The organism is Cyclobacterium jeungdonense (assembly GCF_010994275.1).
GTDB lineage: Bacteria > Bacteroidota > Bacteroidia > Cytophagales > Cyclobacteriaceae > Cyclobacterium > Cyclobacterium jeungdonense.
This window is the reverse complement of record NZ_WMCD01000005.1, coordinates 15,560-38,173: the sequence shown is the minus strand read 5'-3', so window position 1 is coordinate 38,173 and position 22,614 is coordinate 15,560. Positions and strand designations below refer to the sequence as shown.

17 protein-coding genes are annotated in these 22,614 nt (G+C 46.1%); 7 read left to right on the top strand and 10 right to left on the bottom strand.

Features of this window, described 5'->3' with window-relative positions; translation table 11 throughout:
• Positions 1-3: 3 nt before the first annotated feature.
• Genes GKS34_RS11675 through rfbC form a run of 5 tightly spaced genes read right to left on the bottom strand, consistent with a single transcriptional unit; the run spans position 4 to position 4,583 of the window.
• Complete coding sequence (locus tag GKS34_RS11675) at positions 4-765, bottom strand: phosphosulfolactate synthase (protein ID WP_163385010.1); 762 nt, start codon at positions 763-765, stop codon at positions 4-6.
• A 37-nt stretch (positions 766-802) separates the two neighbouring features.
• The gene (locus GKS34_RS11670) at positions 803-2,215 is read right to left on the bottom strand and encodes a tetratricopeptide repeat protein (protein WP_163385009.1); all 1,413 of its coding nucleotides are present in this window, start codon (positions 2,213-2,215) and stop codon (positions 803-805) included.
• Between the two features lie 45 nt (positions 2,216-2,260).
• Positions 2,261-3,253 (bottom strand): NAD-dependent epimerase/dehydratase family protein, encoded by a 993-nt coding sequence (locus GKS34_RS11665; protein ID WP_163385008.1) that lies wholly within the window; start codon positions 3,251-3,253, stop codon positions 2,261-2,263.
• 23 nt (positions 3,254-3,276) lie between these two features.
• On the bottom strand, positions 3,277-4,032 hold the full coding sequence (locus GKS34_RS11660) for a tyrosine-protein phosphatase (protein ID WP_163385007.1): 756 nt from the start codon (positions 4,030-4,032) through the stop codon (positions 3,277-3,279).
• Positions 4,032-4,583, bottom strand: a complete 552-nt coding sequence (gene rfbC / locus GKS34_RS11655; RefSeq protein WP_163385006.1) for a dTDP-4-dehydrorhamnose 3,5-epimerase — start codon at positions 4,581-4,583, stop codon at positions 4,032-4,034. Before rfbC ends, GKS34_RS11660 begins: the two co-directional genes overlap by 1 nt.
• A gap of 224 nt (positions 4,584-4,807) precedes the next feature.
• On the opposite strand from rfbC, the gene hflX reads away from it, so the two are divergent.
• Positions 4,808-6,073, top strand: a complete 1,266-nt coding sequence (gene hflX / locus GKS34_RS11650; RefSeq protein ID WP_163385005.1) for a GTPase HflX — start codon at positions 4,808-4,810, stop codon at positions 6,071-6,073.
• Between the two features lie 158 nt (positions 6,074-6,231).
• Positions 6,232-6,921: a monofunctional biosynthetic peptidoglycan transglycosylase gene (gene mtgA, locus GKS34_RS11645; protein WP_163385004.1), complete on the top strand. Its 690-nt coding sequence runs from the start codon at positions 6,232-6,234 to the stop codon at positions 6,919-6,921.
• 2 nt (positions 6,922-6,923) lie between these two features.
• Here the strand turns inward: mtgA and GKS34_RS11640 are convergent, their stop codons facing one another.
• The 3 genes from GKS34_RS11640 to GKS34_RS11630 all read right to left on the bottom strand — a co-directional run bounded on the left by GKS34_RS11640 (position 6,924) and on the right by GKS34_RS11630 (position 10,968).
• Positions 6,924-7,526, bottom strand: coding sequence for a DUF2179 domain-containing protein (locus tag GKS34_RS11640; protein WP_163385003.1), 603 nt, complete (start codon positions 7,524-7,526; stop codon positions 6,924-6,926).
• Positions 7,527-7,608: 82 nt separating this feature from the next.
• Positions 7,609-8,781 carry a CynX/NimT family MFS transporter gene (locus tag GKS34_RS11635; RefSeq protein ID WP_163385002.1) on the bottom strand — a complete coding sequence of 391 codons (1,173 nt, stop codon included), beginning with the start codon at positions 8,779-8,781 and terminating at the stop codon, positions 7,609-7,611.
• A gap of 33 nt (positions 8,782-8,814) precedes the next feature.
• Positions 8,815-10,968 carry an amino acid permease gene (locus tag GKS34_RS11630; protein ID WP_163385001.1) on the bottom strand — a complete coding sequence of 718 codons (2,154 nt, stop codon included), beginning with the start codon at positions 10,966-10,968 and terminating at the stop codon, positions 8,815-8,817.
• Between the two features lie 288 nt (positions 10,969-11,256).
• On the opposite strand from GKS34_RS11630, the gene GKS34_RS11625 reads away from it, so the two are divergent.
• Entirely contained in the window at positions 11,257-12,639 is a 1,383-nt protein-coding gene (locus GKS34_RS11625) for a hypothetical protein (protein WP_163385000.1), read from the top strand.
• Between the two features lie 47 nt (positions 12,640-12,686).
• On the opposite strand, the gene GKS34_RS11620 is transcribed toward GKS34_RS11625, so the two are convergent.
• Positions 12,687-14,147 carry a DUF1501 domain-containing protein gene (locus GKS34_RS11620; RefSeq protein WP_163384999.1) on the bottom strand — a complete coding sequence of 487 codons (1,461 nt, stop codon included), beginning with the start codon at positions 14,145-14,147 and terminating at the stop codon, positions 12,687-12,689.
• Between the two features lies 1 nt (position 14,148).
• On the bottom strand, positions 14,149-16,893 hold the full coding sequence (locus GKS34_RS11615) for a DUF1553 domain-containing protein (RefSeq protein ID WP_163384998.1): 2,745 nt from the start codon (positions 16,891-16,893) through the stop codon (positions 14,149-14,151).
• A gap of 298 nt (positions 16,894-17,191) precedes the next feature.
• Here GKS34_RS11615 and GKS34_RS11610 point away from each other — a divergent pair, with 298 nt between their 5' ends.
• The 4 genes from GKS34_RS11610 (at position 17,192) to GKS34_RS11595 (ending at position 22,572) form a co-directional block, all read left to right on the top strand.
• A complete protein-coding gene (locus GKS34_RS11610; protein ID WP_163384997.1) occupies positions 17,192-19,675 on the top strand; it encodes a DUF1549 domain-containing protein in 2,484 nt (827 codons plus the stop codon).
• A gap of 15 nt (positions 19,676-19,690) precedes the next feature.
• Entirely contained in the window at positions 19,691-21,118 is a 1,428-nt protein-coding gene (locus GKS34_RS11605; RefSeq protein ID WP_163384996.1) for a DUF1501 domain-containing protein, read from the top strand.
• A gap of 100 nt (positions 21,119-21,218) precedes the next feature.
• Positions 21,219-22,286: an NHL repeat-containing protein gene (locus tag GKS34_RS11600; protein ID WP_163384995.1), complete on the top strand. Its 1,068-nt coding sequence runs from the start codon at positions 21,219-21,221 to the stop codon at positions 22,284-22,286.
• Between the two features lie 136 nt (positions 22,287-22,422).
• A complete protein-coding gene (locus GKS34_RS11595) occupies positions 22,423-22,572 on the top strand; it encodes a hypothetical protein (protein ID WP_163384994.1) in 150 nt (49 codons plus the stop codon).
• The last annotated feature ends 42 nt before the right edge of the window (positions 22,573-22,614 follow it).

Here is a 22,614-nt window from a genome sequence, read left to right as displayed (position 1 = left end):
AAATCAGAGGTTCAAAAAGAAATCAAAAGTGTCCCCTCTCAAACCCAGCCTTAATGTTTCCAGGGGAATGATTTCGTTTGGCGCGATATTTCCGAGATTTACATTTGATCCCAAAAGTTTAATGAACCATACCTGTTGTTCTTTTTGAGGTGCCTCCCAGATGATTTTTTCTTCGGGTATCTGGGTGAGGATTTCCTCTACCAGGCCTTGCCGTACTTCTCCGGAATCCCTGAAAAGGCCGACCGTTCCCCCTTCCCGGGATTCACCGATTACCTTCCAGGCTCCGGCATTCAATTCTTTCTGCATCTGGTCGATCCATTTGTAAGGAGGAATAATTTTGGCGGCATCTTTTGAACCCACCTCGGACAAAACGGTTACCTTTTTGGCCATCGTTTCAATGTACTTGCATTTTTTGTTATGGTCCAGGGTGATGGATCCGTCGGATACCTCAGCGAACTCAAGTTGGTATTCCTCTAAAAGTCGTACATAATCGTCAAATTGATCGCGGATGACGAATGCTTCAAAGAGGGTTCCTCCTAAATAAACCGGGATTCCAGCCGCTCGGTAAATATCAATTTTTTTACGTAAATTTTTGGTGACAAAAGAAGTCGCCCATCCTAGTTTGACAATATCTACGTAATCTCCACTGACTTCAATAAAATCTTCCACTTCCCGAAGGCTAAGCCCCTTATCCATGGCCATGGTAAATCCTGAATTTCTAGGTTTGTCAGTCCGGGATGGAATGCTCTTAAGATCGTAATTCATTCAATAAAATTTTGATAAAATTGAGACAAAAGAAATTTTATCTTTTAAAATCCTCTCTATACTGGTTGATAATTTTAAATATTGCTTTCTGTTTTTCCAACTCGGGCATCAGTTCGTAAAGCAATTCGTGTTTTTCGAAGTCCAAAGTTAATGCATTTTCCAAAATTGAAAAGGCTTCTTTGTATTTACCTGTTTTAATAAGGTATACCACCAGTCGGTAATAGAGTTCTGCTTCCTCAGGCAATTCCTCCATTCCTTCTTTGATGACATCCTCTGCTTCTTCAAAGCGGTTCTGATCGAAATAGATTAGAGAAAGGTTTATATAAGTCTCAATAATACCAGGCTCCAGGTTAATGGCCTCTTCGTATGCCTCCGAACTGGCCTGAAGGTTTCCCAATTCGTATTCGGCTCCTGCAAGACCTACCCAGTAATTAGCATTCTCTGAAGTTAAATTCAACGCTTTTTTGAAATAATGGATAGCTTCAAAAAATTTCTTCTTCTTCATCATGCACATACCAAGACCAAACCAGGCATCGTCGTATTCCGGATCTAGTTTGGCAGATTTCTTGAAGTATTTGAAGGCCATTTCTATCTGGTCCAGCTTTTCATAGGAAGCGGCCAGGTAACAGCAGTTTTCTGCATTACTGCCTTCGCAGTTGATGGTGTTTTGATAGGCTTCCAGGGCTTTATCGTACTGAAGGGTATTCATCAGCGCATTTCCCAGGTTAAAATAGGCCGAAGCAAATGAGTCATCAATGAGCAGGGCGTAATCGTACGCATCGATGGCTTCTGTGAATTTACCAAGGCGATTGTAGACCACCCCCAGATTGTACCAGGCATTGGCATTGTAAGGATCTTGATCGATAAATTCCTGGTAGAAATTGAGGATTTCATCGAAGGAGCCTTCTTCTTCAGTCATCATGGCCAATTGGAAGAGGGCATCTTCGTGATTGATCTTTAATTTTACCACCTCTTTAAAGCAGTTGATGGCCTCGTCCATTTTTTTGTCGCTTCGGTAGAAATTCCCAAGCAGATAATATACCTCAGCCTTGTCCTCGGCCAAAGGCAAAAACCCTTTCAGCAGCTGGATAGCATCCTCGTATTGGTCCAGTAAAGACAAAGCATTGGCCATGGTCAATACGATTTCCTCATTGTTCGGGGAAAGGTTATTTAGGTTTTCCAGTAGTTCCAGGCTTTCTTCCAACTCATCCATGAAAAGGAGGGATTGAGCCATCAAAAGTTTTATTTCTACCGAAAAAGGGAATTTCTGCAAAGCCCATTCGCTGGTTTTATAGGCCTTCTTGTATTTGAAATGATCATGGTAATACCTGATGATATCCTCCAATTCTTCTTCACCAAAAAATAGGCCCATATTGGATTTGAGAGAATTTTCAAATCGCTGTACCAATTCCTTCTCCTGATCCGAGTGATTGTCAAAATCTCCTGTCATAGGTTTGATATGAATTTTACGTTTAAGATACCAAATATTTTCATTTTAGGTTCTTTTACTTTCGCCTTTTTCCTTTTCATTTGCCATAGCCCACTCAAAGGTGTCTTTCAAAGGGGTAAAGGCGTATCCGGTTGCTTCTTTAATTTTGCTGTTGTCGTACCCTACTCTGGTCTGAGCCGCTCGAACGGTTTGGCGGCTGATGGGTAGCTTGCTTTTTGAAAACCAGTTGTGTAAACGGGACCAGCGGATTACCCAAGCAGCCAACCAATTGCTAAGGGCGATGCTCGGGGGCTTCTTTCCGAAAACCAGGGCCATTTCGTTGAAAAAATCCCTATAGGGAAGGCTTTCTTTGCTAATGATATACCGTTGATTCCATTCCCCCTCTTCTATCAGTTGAAGCATGACCGCAACCGCATCTCGAATATCGATATAATTGATGTTGCCTTTAGGGTAGTAGCGATTGCCGTCCAACACGTACCGGTAGATCTGACTGCTACTGCGTTCATCAGTTATTTTTGCAAGCAAAACGGAGGGATTAAAAACCATCACCTGCAACCCTTCCTGAGCCCCTCGCCAGACTTCCAGTTCTGCCAGGTGCTTTGAAATACCATAGGGGGTATTCAGTTCGGAATTGAGCCATTTTTGCTCTTCTGTAAGGGAGAGCTGATTCTCCTGTCTGCCCAATGCCGCTACCGAGCTGATAAAAACCAGTTTTTTTTGCTTTAAAGGAAGCATGGCATTCACCAGGCAAGCGGTGCCCTGAGCATTGGTTTTCAGCAGTGCTTCCTTTTTAGAATCGTCAAACGAGACCAGTCCCGCGGAATGAATGACCAAATCCTGATCCTGACAGGCTTCGGTAAGCATTTCTACATCGGTGATTTCTCCCTCGTACCACTGGATACTTTCAGCCAGGCTTCCTAGCAAATCCGTGTTGCTGCCGGCTCTTCGAGTTCCGGAAATCAATGCTTTGCCGGAAAGACTTTTAGCGAGGTAGCTTCCCAATAGACCGGTTATGCCGGTGATGAGTATCTTTTTCACAACTTTAGCATCATGAGCGGTGCTTACAAATTTTTATTCCAAAGGTCCATATCCTGCAATTTGTTAAAATACTTTTCCTGTGGTAACTTTTCCAACGCATCCAGGTATTTTTCGTTGTGACAGTCCGTTCCGGCAAGTTTTACCAGCTCCCGATCGATTAACTTTTCGGCAAATTTCTTTACTCCTTTAGAATAATAGCCGGTAAGTGAAAGCAGGTTTAACTGAAAAGGGATGTTGCGGTCTGCCAGGCCCTCAAGTGTACTGCTTTCCTGGTGCAGGTAGATGTACCTTTCGGGGTGGGCAAATACCGGTTGGTATCCGGCCATTTCCATTTGGAAAAAGGTTTCCAGCAGAATGTGGGGCTTACTCATAAACCCGGTCTCTACCAGCACCATTTTGTTTTTTCCAAAGCTAAGTAGCGGTTCGTTCTTTTCTACCTTTTCAAAAAAGATCTCATCCAAATAATATTCCGCTGCTGCTTCCAGCTCAATTGTAATTCCGGCTTCTCCAACGGCTCTTTTCAATTTCCTAAGCCCGCTTTGGATAGTCTCAGGCGTATTTCTAAAAAACTCACTCATGATATGCGGGGTAATGATGAGTTTTTTCAATCCGTAGGAGGCCAGCCGCTTTACCAATAGTACGGACTCTTCCATTGATTGCGAGCCATCATCAATTCCTGGAATCAAGTGACTGTGCATATCGGCCTGGAGCCAACTAAGATCCAGCGCCTGCTTTTCGGATGATGTTCTTTGTTTAGTGAATAAATCGAATATAGACATTAAAGTCCTCCTCTGCTTAATTCTTCGAATTTTTTCAGATCAGGCCAGGATTGGTCCTTTTCGGATAGGAGCGGATTATCCACTCCCCAATCAATGCTTAACTGCTTATCATTCCAAATAATTCCCCCCTCACTTTCTTTGTGATAAACGTTGGAGCACTTATAGGTAAAAACTGCATCTTTTATCACGGCAAAACCATGAGCAAAACCGGTAGGAACGTAGAGCATGTTCTGAAGTGCTTCGTCCAGAATCACCGAATGGTATTCACCAAAAGTAGGTGATCCTTTGCGAAGATCTACGCACACATCCAGCACCTTTCCGCTGATGACCCTTACTAACTTGGCCTGGGAATGCATTCCGGTCTGAAAGTGGAGTCCGCGCACGATTCCAGCCTGTGAGTAGGACTGATTGTCTTGCACCCAACGGGTGTTCATTCCGTGTTTTTGAAACAAGTCCTCCCGGTAACTTTCTAAAAAATAGCCCCTTGCATCTTCGAAAATTTTTGGGTAGATTTCAAAAACGTCCTGGATTGCTGTCTTTTTGATTTCCATGCCTCTTTTTGTTTATTAATGACTAAAACGGTGCAATTTGGTAAATATGTATTGAAAACGCAGTACTTGTGGATGAATTTTGCCTGGGGTTTCCGGATAAGAAATCAAAAATTGATTGCAAGAGCAATTCGCAACGTACAAATTCATCCCATCAGGAATCTATTGCTGCGAAACTACGTTATAAATCTTCGGACAATTGAATGATAGTTTGAACAAACCTTTGAATGAGTAAATACAGCAGAAAAATTGCTAAATTGGTAGATACTGCCCCAAAAGAGGAGACGGCAGTTTTGATTGCGCTAATCCATCAGCAGGAAACAGAACAAGTAGTGCAGGAGCACCTGGACGAATTGGCCTTCCTGACAGAAACGCTGGGTGCAAAATCCATACATCGGTTTACCCAGCGAATGGATAAACCGGATGCCAGAACCTTTGTTGGTTCCGGTAAATTGGAGGAAATCAAGACTTATATCGAATACTTTTCCGTCGATATGGCGATTTTTGACGAGGATCTCAGCCCTTCACAGGTGAAAATATTGGAGAACGAACTCAAGATTAAGGTATATGACCGCTCCATGTTGATTCTTGATATTTTCTTAAGCAGGGCGCAGACAGCGCAGGCAAAAACGCAGGTGGAGCTGGCACGATACCAGTACTTATTGCCCAGGCTGACCCGAATGTGGACGCACCTGGAAAGACAGCGTGGAGGAACGGCCACCAGGGGTGGTGCTGGAGAAAAGGAAATCGAAACGGATAAGCGAGACATCCGGCAAAAAATTGATTTGCTAAAAGAAAAGCTAAAGAAAATCGAGAAACAAGGACATACCCAGCGCAAAGGCCGAAAGGGCATTGTACGGGTAGCTTTGGTTGGGTATACCAATGTGGGAAAAAGTACGCTGATGAACCTGCTTACCAAAGCAAATATTCTAGCCGAGAACAAGCTTTTTGCAACGGTGGATTCAACCGTGAGGAAGGTGGTCCTTGAAAACATCCCTTTTCTGATTTCCGATACGGTTGGGTTTATCCGTAAGCTGCCTACTCACCTGATTGAATCCTTTAAATCCACGCTGGCAGAGATTGAAGAGGCAGACTTACTCATACACGTGGTGGATCTTTCGCATCCTAATTTTGAGGATCAGATTACGGTGGTCAATCAAACCTTAAACGAAATGGGTGCGGGTGACAAGCCTGTGATCATGGTGTTTAATAAAATCGATGTGGCTCCAAAAATGCCTTCTGAGGAAGAACTGATGTTGATGTCCGCGCACGAAGTAGAAGAAGCTAATTTTATCGATTTTGAGAAGCTTGAGGAGAGTTATGCAAAGAAATCCTCCATCAGCCCTGTCTTTATGGCAGCCGGAAATGGGACCAACATTGAAGGATTTCGAAAAGTGGTTACCGCGGAGGTAAAGAAAATACATCTAAAGATTTACCCGCATTACCTGGAGGACGAAGTTCTGGATTTGTCCCAATACAGTGTAGAAGATTGATGAGTTCATTCGTAATCGGAATTCTTTCAGACACTGGTTATTAGATTGATTTCCATATACGTTACCAATACGAGACTCAAACCCTTTTAGTTAGCCAACGCCCATCCCCTGTCCGCTTTGGATAGGGTGATGGGTTTATTTATCGAAATAATTCGTTTGTGAAAAAAACCTTTGTTTGGTTGGCCAGGATATTCCTTGGGCTGTTCTTATTTTCCATCATGGCAGTAATCGCACTGGGTATATTACCAGTTCTTTTTACTCCTTTGATGGGGATCCGGGCTGTGGAGCAGGTTCTGGACGATGATAGGGACTTTCGATTTCAAAAGGATTGGGTGCGAATAGAAGCCATCTCTCCTAATTTGTACCGTGCAGTCATTGCTTCTGAAGACCAGAAATTTTTGGATCATGGGGGGTTTGATTGGGAGGCAATCGAAAGTGCCCTGGAGGAGAACAGGGAAGGGAAAAGGATCAGAGGCGGAAGTACCATTAGTAATCAAACCGCTAAAAACGTTTTTCTATGGCCTGGAAGAAACCTACTTCGAAAAGGGATGGAGGCCTATTTAACCTTTTTGATAGAGTTTTTTTGGTCTAAGGAAAGAGTCATGGAAGTGTATCTGAATGTCATTGAAATGGGAGACGGAATCTATGGAGCGGAAGCAGCCTCTCAGTTTTATTTTGGTAAAGCGGCAGCAGATCTTAGCAGGCAGGAAGCTGCACTAATAGCGGCTGTGTTGCCCAATCCCTTGCGCTGGAGACCCGATCAACCCACTTCTTACATTCGGCAAAGACAGGCATGGATTCTGCGAAACATGCGGAACTTAGGGGAGCTTCCGCTGAAAAAAGAGTAGCCCTATTTTCGGATAAGATTTCGAAGGCGGGTAGTGAATCGGGGCCGGTCTTCCATGACGTTGACCTCGTCTTCTGAAACCCTTTTGACACTCTCAATGGTGTAAAAAGCCTTCTCATTGCTTTCCCTGAGCTTGCCGATAAATTCTTTCAAACGTTCTCTTTTGATGACGGTAAACATAAGTATGACTTTACCAAAACGGCCTTCTGCACCGACAGAGGTAAAGCGGTATTCTTTTTCTTTCATAAATTCTACCAGTTCAGGCAGGGGTTCGGGAGTAATGATCCTTACCAATACCCTGCCCAGTGCAAGACGTTCTTCAATGACCATGCCTACATACGTACCCATGGCATAACCGCCAGCATAGGCTATGTAAGAAAGCGGATTGTTGATGTTTTGAAAAATCTGTCCGATAGCGATTAGCCAAATCAGTGCTTCAAAGAATCCCAGCACAGGAGCTACTGTTTTCTTGCCGTTCAATACAAACATGATGCGCAGCGTATTGATCGAAACATCTACTACCCGGGCAAAAAAGATAAACAAGGGCATAACCAGGTAGTCAAAAAGCGATTGGGAAATGCCCAGGGATTCTAATAATTCCTGCATGAAATAACTGTATGGTTCGAAAACACAAACGTACGGAAAATATGGGGATAATTTGTAAAGGATCTGCTGGGGGGATGGTGTATTATACTGTTCGGTTTCTTCCTGCTAAATACCCGAAGCCAGTGAAAAAGAGGGAAGAAGCCAGCATCAGGTAGACCAGCATGTCCCAATCCTGCCATCGGTCAAATGCCATTCCGAAAAGCATGGGGCCAAAGGCAGCTAGAAAATACCCGGCAGATTGCGCCATCCCGGATAGTCCTGCGGTGTAGCGGTCATTTTTCGTCCGCAGGGCGATCAGGAGGTAGGCCAGGCTGATGCTCGCTCCCATTCCCAGTCCCACCACAGCGATGCCCAATACGTTCAGCCAGATGGTTGGTGAAAACAAGGTGCTGAATCCCAGCAGATAAATCGCCCCAATGGAAACGGCAATGCCGGATTGCTGCCGGAAACGGCTAGCAACTACCGGGGCAAATAACGTCCCCAGCAACCCCACCACCTGCATCATGGATGCCATAAGACCCGCATGGGTGGCGCTTAGCCCTTTGTCGATCATCATGTCGGGTAACCAGGTAATCAGGGTAAAAAACAACAGGGATTGGACCCCCATAAACAAGGTTACCTGCCATGCCAAGCGCGAGCGCCAGACGGATATACCCGTTTTTTCGATTTGCTTTTGCGGTTTCGGGGAAAAGGCCAATTGCGGCCACCAAACCAGCAGTGCTAAAAAGAGAAAGGATGTCCAGAATAGCAAGGACCCTCTCCAGCCCCAACCAAGACCTTGGGCCAGGGGAACACTCACTGCGGTCGCAATTGCTGCCAGTAAAGACATACCCGTACTGAACATGCCCATTACTTTTCCTGTATTGGAAGGCATCCGTGATTTTACAAGGGGAATCAGCAGCACATTGCAGATGACGATGCCAATTCCAGTCAGTGCCGTGCCCAGGTACAAGGCAAAAGGTCCTGCCGAAACCCGGAGTACCGATCCCGTTCCCAGGATTAGCAAACCCAAAAAAATCGCTTTCGCCTTGCCTAGGCGGTTGCCGATGGCCGCCGAAAACAAAGAAAAGGTAGCAAAAGTAAGCAGTGGTAATGTCGTTAGAAAACCAGCCAGGCCATTGGATAAGTTCATGTCCTCCCGAATAAAGGGAATGAGTGGGCCCACAGCCGTAATGGAGGGGCGAAGATTAAAAGACACCAGCAAAATGCCCAATATAAGCCAGCTATTGCTGGATTTGTCCTTCAATAGATTCATAAAAGCTTTCCTGCAGATGGATAAAAAGGGCCACTACTCGGATCTCTTTTCGTTGGTCGTCCGGGTAGCGGCTTCGTACAAGCTGCGAATTTCATCAATTTCCTGCTTTTCTCCTATGATTGACAGTTCATCTCTTTCTTTAAGCACCGAATTTCCGTGAGGGAATATGATCTTTCCTTCCCTTTTGATCACCGTGATCAGTGATTTCTCGGGAAGTTTCAAATCCTGAATCATTTTTCCTATAAGTACGCCTGAGGGTTTTCCGGTTTCGAGAAGTAGGTTGATAAACCGTTCGTCTCTGAGCAGGATCTGACGCAACTCGCTCTCATCCGCAGCTTCCAACCATCGTTTGGGGAAATTTTCATTGTCCAGGATTTCTGCCAGGTGAGCAAGCATCCGCAGGTGTTGGCCGGAATGTTTTTTGGAGCTTATGAGAAACAGCACGGCATGCAATTTTTTGCTCCAGTTTCTTTTCTTTGCTTTAAACAATTCAAAAAACTCAAACTTAACAGGTAAGCCCTCCTTGAAGCGAGCGATGGCTACTTCCGATTCCAACTCTTCCTCAAACCGGATGTGTTTTAATGCAGTGGTTTTCCCAATGGCAATTAATCCCTCCTCATTTTCGTCTCTAAAAGCTTTCAATAACTGTTTTTTTCGCAAACCGGTCTTTGTGGCAAAATGACTGGACACTGTTTCAAGCAACTGCTCGTAATTAACCTTGTCGGCATTGGTATCCATTATTAATGCCCGGCTTATCACTTTTTCATAGGGGTCTTCCGCTCTCAATCCTTTTTCCTTCATCATGGACCAAAGCTCCATTTCCAATCCATCGTAACGCCGTTGGCCCAATTTGCTGTATACATGAAACATGGCTCCCTCTCGTTTGACCTTATCCTTCGCATAACTGAAATACCAGAAAATACTGGCGCCGATAATCAAAAAGGTAAAAATCAGCGATAAAAAACCCATTTCAATGATTAAAAACACCGAAAAAAGTAAGCCCGTAAGTTGCACCCAGGGATAATAGGGCGACCTGAAACCGGGGTCATAGCCTTTTAGTTCGCTTTCGCGCATGACGATGACACAGATATTTAGCAACCCAAATAACAGGAGCTGGAAGGTACTCGCAATTTTGGCAACCGATTCTACATTAAAAACCAATAACAGGAAGACCATCAATGCTGTAGTGGCCAGTGTAGCATAAAAGGGAGTTTGAAACTTCCCCAACTTCCCAAAATAGGCAGGAATCAACTGGTCTCGGGCCATGCCCAGTGGATACCTGGCCGCTGACATGATACCTGCATTGGCAGTAGAAGCAAAAGCCGCAATGGCTGCAATAACCACCAGAATCAATCCGGTTTTTCCTGGCAGCCATGTCATGAATACTTCTCCTGCAGTAGCGACGGGTGTCAAATCCGAAAAAAACACCTCCTTGTCAAGCAACGATACCATGATAAAAACGCCCACCACATAGATAATGGTTGCGGTAGCCAATGATAGAAACATGGCTAATGGAATATTTTTATCCGGATTGTGAACTTCCTCCGCCACGCTTGCCACTTTGGTCAGGCCTGCATAAGAAACAAAGACGAGGCCTATGGAACCAAAAAATCCCCTGGTTCCATCAAGAAAAAAAACATCGTATTCTTCCCTGAGATGGTTGAAAAAATCGAATTGAAATACTTTTGCCAAACCTTGAACCGTATAAAAGGTAAGGATTATCACTAGCGTAGCAACCAACACTTTTTGTAACCAACCGGCCTCTTTTGAACCAATAATATTGGTAAATCCGAAGGTTAGGGTCAATCCTATGGCAACAGGTGTAATGGGCACATCTATAAAAATTGACACGTAAGCTCCCATTCCTATCAGCGCGAAAGCACTTTTAAATATCAAAGCAAACCACGATCCGATGCCACCAATAGTTCCAAACAAGGGTCCTAAACTTCGGTCAATGAAATAATAAGCACCCCCAGCTCGCGGCATGGCAGTGGCCAATTCAGCTACGCTAAGCATGGTAGGATACATCATGGCACCAGCCACCAGATAGGCCAATACCACCGAAGGACCCGTCATGGCTGCAGCAAGCCCGGGCAATAAAAAGAAACCCGAGCTGAACATGGCTCCTGTACTTATGGCATACACATCGAACAGCCGTAAAGTCTTTCTTAGTCGTTTTTCAGACATTTTATGATTTGACGCTTTAGACGATTGACTGATTAATTGCTAGAGATAAAAGGGTTTTGGATAAAAATAACTAAAATAAGTAATATAGAAATTCCATTTTAGAGTAAAAACCTAGAATTGACCGGTAATGTTTTCATTAATCATCCTTTTAAATCTAACCAACATCCCGCTTATGGTGGATTTTTTCCAGACACTTTAATTTTTAACAGCTAATAATTTGTAATTCACATTAATAATTATGTAATTTGAATTATAAACAGCAAATAGCAACTTTTAAACTAGTGCATTATGAGGGGAGTGGTGATTTTTACGTTGATTTTTCTTTTGATTAGCTTCACCGGACTAATTGCCCGGCAAAATGCTTGCCTGGTAAATGAGCCAGCAGTTGAGCGTCAGGTTTTGGACTTGGGAAAAGAAGGTATTTTGGAAGGATTTAAAAGTCAAAAAAGGCAATTTACCGTCCTTCACTTCGATGAATCCGGGCAGAAACGATGGGAGATATCCCTCCCGTCACATTCCGCAAACGGACAAACAGAGCTGTTGGCATCTCCCAACGGGGAGCAGGTTTTTGTGGTGGAAATTTCCCCCTCCCTCAAAGGCCCGGGTACAGCTTTCATTTATCACATGCACGATGGAAAGTTGCTTCGTAGCCTGTCTTTTGAAGACCAGCAAAAGCTGATGGGCGAATCGCTTCATGCGGTATTTGCCGATGAGGCCTATCTGTATTTTTTGACAGCAGATCAAGATCCTGATAAATTCAGGTTGGGTAAAACCCCGAATCTGAACTTTTTGCTCAATCGGTTCCGGATTTCTGATTTCCGATTTGATCAGGTGGTGGTTAGTTTGCCCGAAATCCCTGAGAGCAGGTGGAACCCACAGTGGACCTTTGCCGGACAGGTAGGTACGGAAAAATACATGGTGTTGAAGGACGCAGACATGGAATCCAATACACTGCATTGTCAGGTAGTCAGTTTCGATTCCAACGGGCAATTGATCAAAAATTTCGATCTAGATTACAGTCCTGAAAATCAAGCGATCCGCCCTTCTCTCCATCTGGATGAAAATGATCGCCATTTTGTACTGGCAAAGGATTACAATTATTTCAACTATTCCTCTTTTGGACCTGGTCCGTCCCGAAAGGCCTACCGAATTGGAGCCTTCTTTGGCTTTAGCCTTGATGAGCGCAGCGGAGCGTTTTATATCAGCGGTTTATCTGGTGAAAAGTCCTTTGGAAAAAATCCGTTCCGGTTTAAAGCCCAAAAATACAACGGGTTTTATGTCAGCAAATTTGATTCAAGCGGTCAATTGCTTTGGGAAACTGCCCATGTGGCCGATGGGAAGGTCCTCACTGAAAGCGATTTTCACAGGAGGTACCCGCCTGTAAATAAGCATTCAGCTCTTGAATTTTTTGCCGATTCCAGCGAGATTAATTATAGCATCCGGATAGGAGGAAACAATTTTCGATTTGTCCTGGATCAGAAAGGGGAACTGATGGCCATGGGGAAAAATGGATTGATGCTAACCGGCCAGGGTGCCGAACTAACTCAAGTTACCCCATTCAATCCATCCTCCGAAGTAGCGACAGAAGGGCTTTTCAGAACGACCGCAACCGTTACTTCACGAAGTGTGGATAAGGAAGGGGCCGCCATCAAACCCATTTTAGCTTTCTAAATTGGGTTGATCGGAGCAAATTTGTATTCAAAAACAGTTGTCATTAATCAGGAAAGGATTTCATTAATAACTTTTCCATGCACATCGGTTAACCTGAAGTTTCTTCCCTGGAATTCATAGGTTAACTTTTCATGGTCAAAGCCTAGCCTTTCAAGAATTGTGGCCTGGAGGTCGTGCACATGGGTCTGCCCTTCGATGCCATAGTAGCCGATTTCGTCGGTGACGCCGTGAACTTTTCCTTTTTTGACACCGGCACCTGCCATCCACATGGTAAAGGCCGCCAGGTGATGGTCCCTACCGTCAAATCCTTCACCAGTACGTGCTTCCATCATGGGCGTTCGGCCAAACTCTCCTCCCCATACCACCAGTGTTTGTTCTAATAGCCCGCGTTGTTTCAGGTCTTTCAGTAAAGCGGCAATGGGCTGGTCAATGGCTTTGCAGGATCTGCGCATTCCTTCTCCCACTCCGTTTCCGGCGCCTACGCCATGGGTATCCCAGCGGTTATCAAATAGCTGCACAAAACGAACACCTTTTTCCACCAGTCTTCGGGCCAGAACGCAATTGTTGGCGAAGGAAGCTTTGCCGGGCTCTGTACCGTACATTTGATGAATGTGCGCGGGTTCATCATTGATATTCATGGTTTCCGGCACAGAAGTTTGCATGCGAAAAGCCAGCTCGTATTGGGCTATCCGGGTCAAAATTTCCGGATCTCCAGCCTGTTCGTATTCCATCTGATTGATTTGGTTGATGGCATCAATGGATTTTTTCCGGAGATGTTCATCAATGGAACTGGGATTAGATAAAAACAATACCGGATCTCCCTGAGAACGGCATTGCACTCCCTGGTAGACGGTAGGCAAGAAGCCGCTGCCCCAGGCGCTTTTTCCGGCACTGATGGCCCCTCCTCCTGAATTGAGCACCACGTAGCCCGGCAGGTCTTCGTTTTCCGATCCCAATCCGTAAATTGACCAGGCACCCATGCTCGGTTTGCCCAGTCTTGGACTTCCGGTATGCATGAACAATTGGGCCGGTGCATGATTGAATTCGTTGGTATGCATGGCTTTCAGGAAGCTAACCTCATCCACCATTTTGGCGAATTCGGGGAGGTAATCGGAGACATAAGCTCTGGATTCGCCATATTGCGCAAAATTGGTCTGAGGTCCCAGTAGTTTGGGTGTTCCTTTAAGGAAAGCAAACTCCTTTCCCTCCATCAGGGACGCCGGGGTGGCTTGTCCATTTAGCTTCTGAAGGGTGGGTTTGTAGTCGAAGAGTTCCAGGTGCGAAGGACCTCCTGCCATGTGAAGGAAAATGACGCTTTTGGCTTTTGGAGCAAAATGGGGTCCCTGCCCGGCGAGGAAGGCTGTCTCAGCAGCCGAACTACCTTCCCGACCGCAACCCATCAGCGAGCCCAATGCCAGCGCTCCAATGCCGGAAGTACATTTTTTTAAAAAATGCCTGCGGCTATTGTACTGTGCTTTCCGGAGAAATGCTTCTTCCCAAATAGTCATCTTATCTTCTGGTTACAAATTCGTCTAAATTTAGCATGGCATTGCTTACCAGCCGCATGGCCGCTAGTTCCGGATCTTCATCCAAATCCGCTCCCTCTTGCATATAGTAGGCGAGAGATTCCTGGTATAATTGGTGCAATACGGCGACCTTTTCCTTTTCAGGGACTTTGGCGGTAATGAGCTGCAGGTTTTTTTCGATGCCTGTTTTGATGTCCGTTTTATACTCTTTCAGTATTTTTTGTGCCCAGGCCGTAGCTGCTTCCAAATAAACAGGGTCATTGAGTAGGACCAGGGATTGCAGTGGGGTATTTGTGCGTATTCTTCGGGACGTACATACTTCCCGGCTGGGATTATCAAAGGTTACCATCGAGGGATAAGGATGTGTTCGTTTCCAATACGTGTAGACAGCCCGTCGGTAGGCATCTTCTCCTTCGCTTACATTCCAGAATTTACCGCCAAAACTGATAATGTGTTCCGGCTGAAAAGGCATCACGCTGGGCCCATAGCTTTCGGGGTTCAATAAGCCACTGATCGCCAACGCCTGGTCCCGGATCGTCTCTGCCGGTAGTCGGGTACGAGAGCCCCGGGACAGGTACTTATTATAGGGGTCTTTATTTTGCTTTTCTTCAGTTACAGTGGAGTGTTGACGGTAGGTGGAGGACATAACGATTTTTTTGATCAGGGATTTGACCGACCAGTTCAGGTCCTCCCGAAAGGTTACGGCCAGCCAGTCCAGTAGTTCGGGATGGGTGGGAGGGATGCCCTGACTTCCAAAGTCCTCCATGCTCTCCACCAGGCCAAACCCAAAAAGCTGCTCCCAAATGCGATTTACCATGACGCGGGCAGTCAGGGGATTTTCTTCACTGACCAGCCATTGTGCAAAATCCATTCGGTTGGGTTTTGCTTGGTTAATGGTGCCCATGATTTCCGGGATACCGGCCTGCACTTCTTTTCCCCTGCTTCGCCAGTCACCACGTTCAAAAACAGCCGTTTTCCTGGTCTGGTCTTTTGGCAATTCTCCCAGTATGGGCGTTTGCACGGGCTTGATTTCCTGCAGGGAGTCTATTTTTGCCCGGATTTCTGCTGAATAGCCGGCTATCTCTGGTGACTTTTCCTGGTAATAAAGCCAGTCTACCCGCACAAGGTCCTGCGCAAAAACCCGGTCCTTTTTAAAATAATAATAGACATCACGCTTTGCCTCCGTAGGCTGAATTGGAATAGTGAGGGTTTGCCATTGTTCTGGCCGGTTTCCGGGAAAACCCTTCGCCGTGACTTCAAACGTTCCTTCACCGATTTTGGTGCCCAGTATGGAGTCCAGCCGGATTTCTACCTTACCCCCGGTCAGCGAAGCATAGCCCAGGGAAATCGCCTCTACTTCTGTCAGGTCTACCTGCTCATACATGACCCAGGAACTGTCCTGGACTTGCCATATGGAAGCCTGATCATGCCCTACCAGTTCTATAAAGCGGCTTTTGTCCTGAAACTCTTCGGCTTCCACTCTCCGATGACCGAGCTTGTAAAGCAGGGTTTCTTTTTGCCGGTGCAAAAAGGCCTCCGTTATTTGAGGCAATTTATCCTCAGGTTGAATTTGTTCATTAACCCAGGTCAGCAGTTGTCGGACCTTTGCTTTTTCGGTAGGTTCGTAGGTAAATACTTTTGGTTGTTCATTGTACAGATCCTTGTCGCGGGTATTGTTGAAGAAGGCCATGGATTTATAGAAATCTTCGTGTCGTATCGGATCGTAAGGGTGGCTGTGACACTGCACGCAGGCCATAGTCGTGCCTTGCCAAACTTCAAAAGTAGTGCCTACCCGCTCCATTACCGCTGCGACCCGAAACTCTTCGTCATTGGTGCCTCCCTCGTCATTCGCCATGGTGTTTCGGTGAAATGCGGTTGCCAGCAAGTCGTTTTCCGTGGGATCAGGAAGTAAATCGCCGGCAAGCTGCTTGACGGTAAATTCATCATAGGGCATGTCCTGGTTGAAAGCCTCGATGAGCCAGTCCCGGTATTTCCAGATTTCACGGTGCAGGTCTTTTTCGTAACCTTTCGAATCCGCATATCGGGCCAGGTCCAGCCAAAAAGAGGCCCACTTCTCCCCAAAATGCGGAGAGTCCAGCAAGCGGTCTACTGTCTTTTCATAGGCTTCCGGAGAAGTATCCTTGAGAAAGTCCTCGTATTCTTTTAATGTAGGAGGAATGCCGGTAATGTCCAGGGCCAACCTGCGTAGAAGTATTTCTTTGGGGGCTGGCGGATTAGGGGCCAGGTCCATTTGCGAAAGTTTGCTGAAAATGAAGTGGTCAATTTCGTTTTTCGCCTCAAGCTCCCTGGGAAGTGAAGGCGGGGATATATCTTTTTCCGGAGGAATGTAAGCCCAGTGTTTTTCCCAGTTGGCACCTTGATTGATCCACTTTTTTATCAGCTTAATCTCTGTCTCGGAAAGGGGATTTTTTCCCAGAGGCATTCGCATTTCGGGGTCTGAGTGCTGTAGGCGCGTAAGCATTTCGGAGGCATCTGCATCCCCGGGAATGATGGCTGGTTTTCCGGATTCAGTAGGCATTTTGGCATCCGATTCAAAAAGCAGGGAAAATCCGCCAGATTGCTTCACGCCGCCATGGCAGGAAATGCATTTTTGGTTGACGATGGGCCTTATGTCACGGTTGTAACTTATCAGGTCATCTTTGGGCCATGACCAATAAATAGCAAGTGCCAGAAAGGGCAATACAAGTAAGAGATTACGGCTCTTCATCTAATTTGCGTCTGCGTAGATTCTAAAAGTAGCAATTTATACCATCATTGTCAAAGCCCAATCCTGTACTGTACTGTAGCACAGGTGTAAAACAGTTTGCTATTCTATGTTGCTTTATTTATATTTTGAGTTATAGACAGGATAGTACAGGCTAGTAATTTTAATGAATTTAACTATTATTGTGATGTATTGATCCTAATTTCGGAAGTGGTGAAGCAACTTTCCGTTCCTCTTGATGTGGGATGCTGCCTGAGGGCGGATTAAAAATACTCGGTGTAGGTAGAAAGATATGAATAAAATGAAATATAAAAGAACGACCATCTTTTTGGTGACAGCAGTTGTATTGCTCTGTGTCGGTTTGGGAGATGGATTGCTGGCTGCAGGACTTCAGGAAGCAGCGGAGAGTACTGAGCCCTTCTGGCTTTGGAAGTTTATGGGACGATTGCATCCCCTGGCGGTACACTTTCCAGTGAGTTTATTACTGTTTGCAGCCCTTTTGGAATTATTTACCTTAAGAAATTTTAACCATAAGTTAAGACCGGGCATAGACTTGCTGGTATGGGCTGGAGTAGCCGGAGCCGTTCTGGCTGCGGGTCTCGGTTGGATACTGGCTACTGTGGAAGACTATGGAGGCAGCACTCTGGATGTGCACCAATGGACAGGTATAGCTACCGCTATTATTGGCCTGTTGCTGATTTATTTTCTAAAGAAGACAGATGAGGGTCGTAACCTGCAGGCAGTAAAGGCTTTTCGATCTGTGCTATTTGTTTCCGCCATAGGGGTCTCGGTGGCCGGTCATTTTGGAGCCTCGCTTACCCATGGAGAAGATTACCTAACTAGTACCTTTCCCTGGACCGAAGAAGAATACGCACCGGAAGACCTAAAGGTGGATTTGGTGGCATTTGAAGGCGAAGGAGATCTCAGCGAGCAAAAGCAAATCGAATTGGTCGGAAAGGTACGGGCTGTTTTCGCCCACAACTGCTACAAATGCCACAGCGATGCCAAGATTAAAGGCGAACTCCGACTGGATGAAAAAGAGTATGTTTTTACCGGAGGAGAGTCCGGTCCGGTGATTGTACCCGGAGAATCCGGTAGAAGCGAGTTGGTGAGGAGAATAAAATTACCCAAGGATCACAAAGAGGCCATGCCGTCTAAAGGGAAGGTGCTTTCTGCCGATGAGATTGCCCTGATCTCATTATGGGTAGATAGAGGAGCCCCCTGGCCGGATGCGGCAAGTGAAGTCAGCGAGTTCCGGGTAGCGGATTTGGCTCCGCGGCGGCCAAATGTACCGGCGCCTAGGGACGGGCTGGTTCAGCCCATAGATATTTGGGTAGATGAATATTTTCAAGACAATTCCATTTCCTGGAAAGAGCCGGTGGACGATAAGACCTATTTGCGCCGAATATACCTGGATATTATTGGCTTGTTGCCAAGTCCTGAAGAGTACGCAGCCTTTCAAAAGGACACCCGTCCCGACAAGCGGGCCGCTTGGGTAGAAACGTTGCTTAACCGAAATGACGATTACGCCACCCACTGGATGACCTTTTGGAATGATGCCCTGAGGAACGATTATACAGGCACCGGTTACATCACGAAGGGGAGGTTTGCCATTACGGATTGGTTGTACACCTCTATCCGGGATAACAAGCCCTATGACCAATTTGTCAAACAGTTGCTCAATCCAACCGAAGAATCCAAAGGATTCATAGAGGGTATAAGGTGGAGAGGAGATGTGAATGCCAGTCAGGTTACCGAAATGCAGGCCGCACAAAACGTGGGACAGGTAATTTTGGGTTTGAACCTGAAGTGCGCCTCCTGCCATGATAGCTTTGTCAGCGATTGGAAGCTGGAAGAAGCTTATGCCTTTGCCAATATTTTCGCGGACAGCACCCTGGAAGTCAGCCGATGTGAAAAGCCCATTGGTAAAAAAGCAAGTACTAAAATACTGTGGGAAGAATTGGGTGAAATCGATAGTACAGCCAATCGCAAGGAGAAACTGGAGCAACTCGCCACGTATTTGGTCCAACCAGCTAATGGAAGGATGTACCGAACGATTGTCAATCGGATCTGGAAGCAAATGATGGGTAGAGGGCTGGTAGAGCCTGCTGATGAGATGGACAACATTCCCTGGAGTCAGGATTTACTGGATTGGATGGCGACGGATTTTGAAGACTCGGGTTATGACCTGAAAGACCTGATTTTCAAAATCGCCACTTCTCAGGCATATCAACAGCCTTCGGTAGGTATTGATGATCCGTTGCTTTTGACGGATGATAGTTTTGTATTTGAAGGGGTGGTGCGAAGAAGACTTACAGCCGAGCAGTTTTCCGATGGCGTCAGCCAGTACATTTATCCCATATTTGAAAAAGAGGCCCTTAAATACGATCCCAACGAACTGGCGGTTTCCGAAGAGGCTTCCATGCCTTTTGCGAGAGCTTCCCTGGTAGCTAATACGGATTTCTTAAAAGCGTTAGGCCGACCCAACCGGGAGGTGGTCTCCACCAGCAGAGACAGCCAGGCCAGCCTGTTGCAGGCACTGGAACTGACCAATGGGGAGACACTGAACGAAGCGCTACAAGAAGGCGCAAAGCAGTGGAAGGAAAAATACGAGGATGGCGATATCATTATCCATGAGACGTACCGGAAGCTTTTGGGTCGAGATCCTCATCAAAGTGAATTCAACGTGGCCATGGAAGTATTGGGGGAGGACCCACCGCCGGAAGCGATACAAGATTTGTTTTGGGCCGTTTTGTTACTTCCTGAATTTCAATTAATTTACTGATTAAAAGCATTTACGATGAATTATAATTGGAGAAGAAGGGATTTTCTGAAAAAGACCAGCGCTGCCACCCTGGCAGCCATGGCTGCGGGAGCGCCTATGTCTGGATTTTTGGGATCCTGTACTTCAAAGGATAAAATCAAAAGTTCCGCCGATACGGTGATTCTTTTGTACATGGCCGGAGGAATGGCCCATACAGAAACATTTGATCCAAAGAGATACACCCCTTTCCGTAAGGGCATGGAATCCAAGGAAGTGCTAAGCACTTTTAAGTCCGTTCCTACGGCGCTGGATGGCATTGATTTTTCGGAAGGGTTGGAGAATATTGGACAGGTGATGGATCGTGGTACGCTGATTCGCTCTTATGTGGCGGCAGACCTGGGTCACATTCTGCATACCCGTCATCAATACCACTGGCATACCTGCTACGAGCCTCCCCAATCGGTGGCGGTGCCTCATATGGGATCCTGGATGGCCAAAGAATTGGGTCCGGTCAATCCGGTTATTCCCCCCTTTATTAACATTGGGCAGCGATTTACCGTTGGAGAAGGGGAAGAGTTAAAGGCATTTCACAGTGCCGGATTTCTCGGTAGTGAATACGGGCCTTTTCTAATTCCTGATCCTACTTCCGGGCTGGAAAGCGTGCGGCCTCCGGTAGGTATGTCTACCAAGCGGTTTGAAGCTAGGAACCAATTGTATGAACGCCTGGTGCAGGAAAGTGCGATGGGTGAATTGGGCAGCGATTACCAAAAAGAGTCGCTGAAGCGGTCCATGGAGCAGGCCTACCGCCTCTTGAAATCTCCCGAAGCACAGGCTTTTGATCTGAGCAAGGAGCCCAAGGAAAAATACGATATTTACAATACGGGAAAATTTGGATTGGGATGCCTGATGGCCAAAAGGCTGACAGAGCAAGGTGCCCGTTTTATCAGTGTGACCTCCGAATACGAACCGTTTGTAGGTTGGGATACCCACGAAAACGGACATACCCGATTGGTAGATATGAAAAAACTGATCGATGCGCCCATAGCACAACTCGTAAAAGACCTGGACGAGAGCGGCAGGCTGGACCGAACCATGATTATCGTTGCCAGCGAATTTAGCCGGGACATGCTTACTGAAGGAAGGCCCGGTGCTAAGGTGAAAGATCAGGTGGAGGTGCCCGATATTATTGATGACATGAAGAATTACGGCATGCACCGGCATTTTACGGATGGATGTTCTATATTGATGTTTGGGGGAGGGACCAAAAGAGGCCATGTATATGGCAAAACCGCTGATGAGCGGCCATGTAAAAGCATAGAAAAGCCCATCAAGATAGCGGCCCTGCATCAAACGATCTACCATGCCCTGGGCATTCACCCGGAAACGAATTATGAAATCGAAAAACGTCCGTTTTACACCACTCCTGATGGAGAAGGAGAAGCGGAACTGGACTTATTGGCTTAATCATCAATCATGAAATCGAGCATACCGCAAGCAACCCACGGAGGGATGATTTTCAATCATGCGAAATGCCACCTGACCGCTAAAAAAAAAATATAAACAGATGAAAGAAAATTCAAACCCAAGAAGGGAATTTATCCGAAAAACAGGCTTGGCCGTTGCTGGCGGTGCCCTGATTCCCAACATCATTTCTCATAAAACCCATGCCATGAAAAAAGAAACCATTTTAGGACATGGTAGCCACCGCTACCGGGTCATCGAAGGATGGGGAGACTTGGATCCCGCCAAAAACCCTGTGAATGATTGCCACGAGATGGTGGAGGACGCAAAGGGAAGGCTGATCCTACTGACCAATGAAACCAAAAATAACGTCATCATTTATGACAAATCGGGCAAATTGCTGGAAACCTGGGGTACTACCTATCCCGGAGCCCATGGCCTGACCATTAGCGATGAGGGTGGGGAAGAGTTCTTGTACATTTGTGATAATACACGTAGCCAGGTAATCAAAACCGATCTGAAAGGAAAAGAAATCATGGTACTGGATTATCCGAGGGAAACCGGCAACTACGACTATCCGCGCCAGTTTGTGCCTACCGAAACGGCCATCAATCCCGCCAATGGCGACATTTACGTGGTGGACGGGTATGGCAAAAATTACGTCACCCAGTACGATGCCAAAGGTAAACTGATTCGGCAATTTGGTGGTTCCGGAAATACCGATGAAACCTTCAATTGCTGTCATGGCATTCTGGTGGATACAAGGGACAAAAACAACCCTACCTTACTCATTACCGACCGGGGGAATATGCAGTACAAGCGATTTACCCTGGATGGACAATACATGAAAACCATCCCTACTCCAGGTTCTTTTGTGTGCAGACCGGTGTTGCGCGGAGACAATATTTATGCTGCCGTATACAGAAGCACCACACAGGCCTATCCCAATTCGGGTTATATCACCGTTTTGGACAACCAGGATCGGGTAGTTTCTACTCCCGGAGGTACTGCTCCTGAATACGTAAACGGGAACCTTCAGGAACAACGAAAAGACATGAGTTTCCAGGGTTTCATGCATCCGCATGATGTCTGTGTGGATCGGGATGAAAACATCTACGTTCCCCAATGGGCTTCCCAAAAAACCTATCCCATAAAATTGGAACGGGTTTAACAATCTAATAAGAGTTGTAAATAATCACCTGATTAAGGGGCGGTATTTAAAAAAGATACCGCCCCTTTTTTCGCTGCTGCTAAACCGGGATAGCAGCTATCAAAAGACCATTACCTTTCGGGACCCGGATACAATCGTGGGGTATTATCATTTTCAGGAAGGCACCTATACCCTGGATGGAAAAACAATCGCTTTTGAAGCGGTTCAGAATCTCTATATCGGTATTGACGCTGCATGGGGTACTTTTGAAGAGCTTATAGAAGTCGAAATCCATGTAGCAACCTAACCCACTGCACACAACACTCGAATACCTGGAGGGTGGATCCAA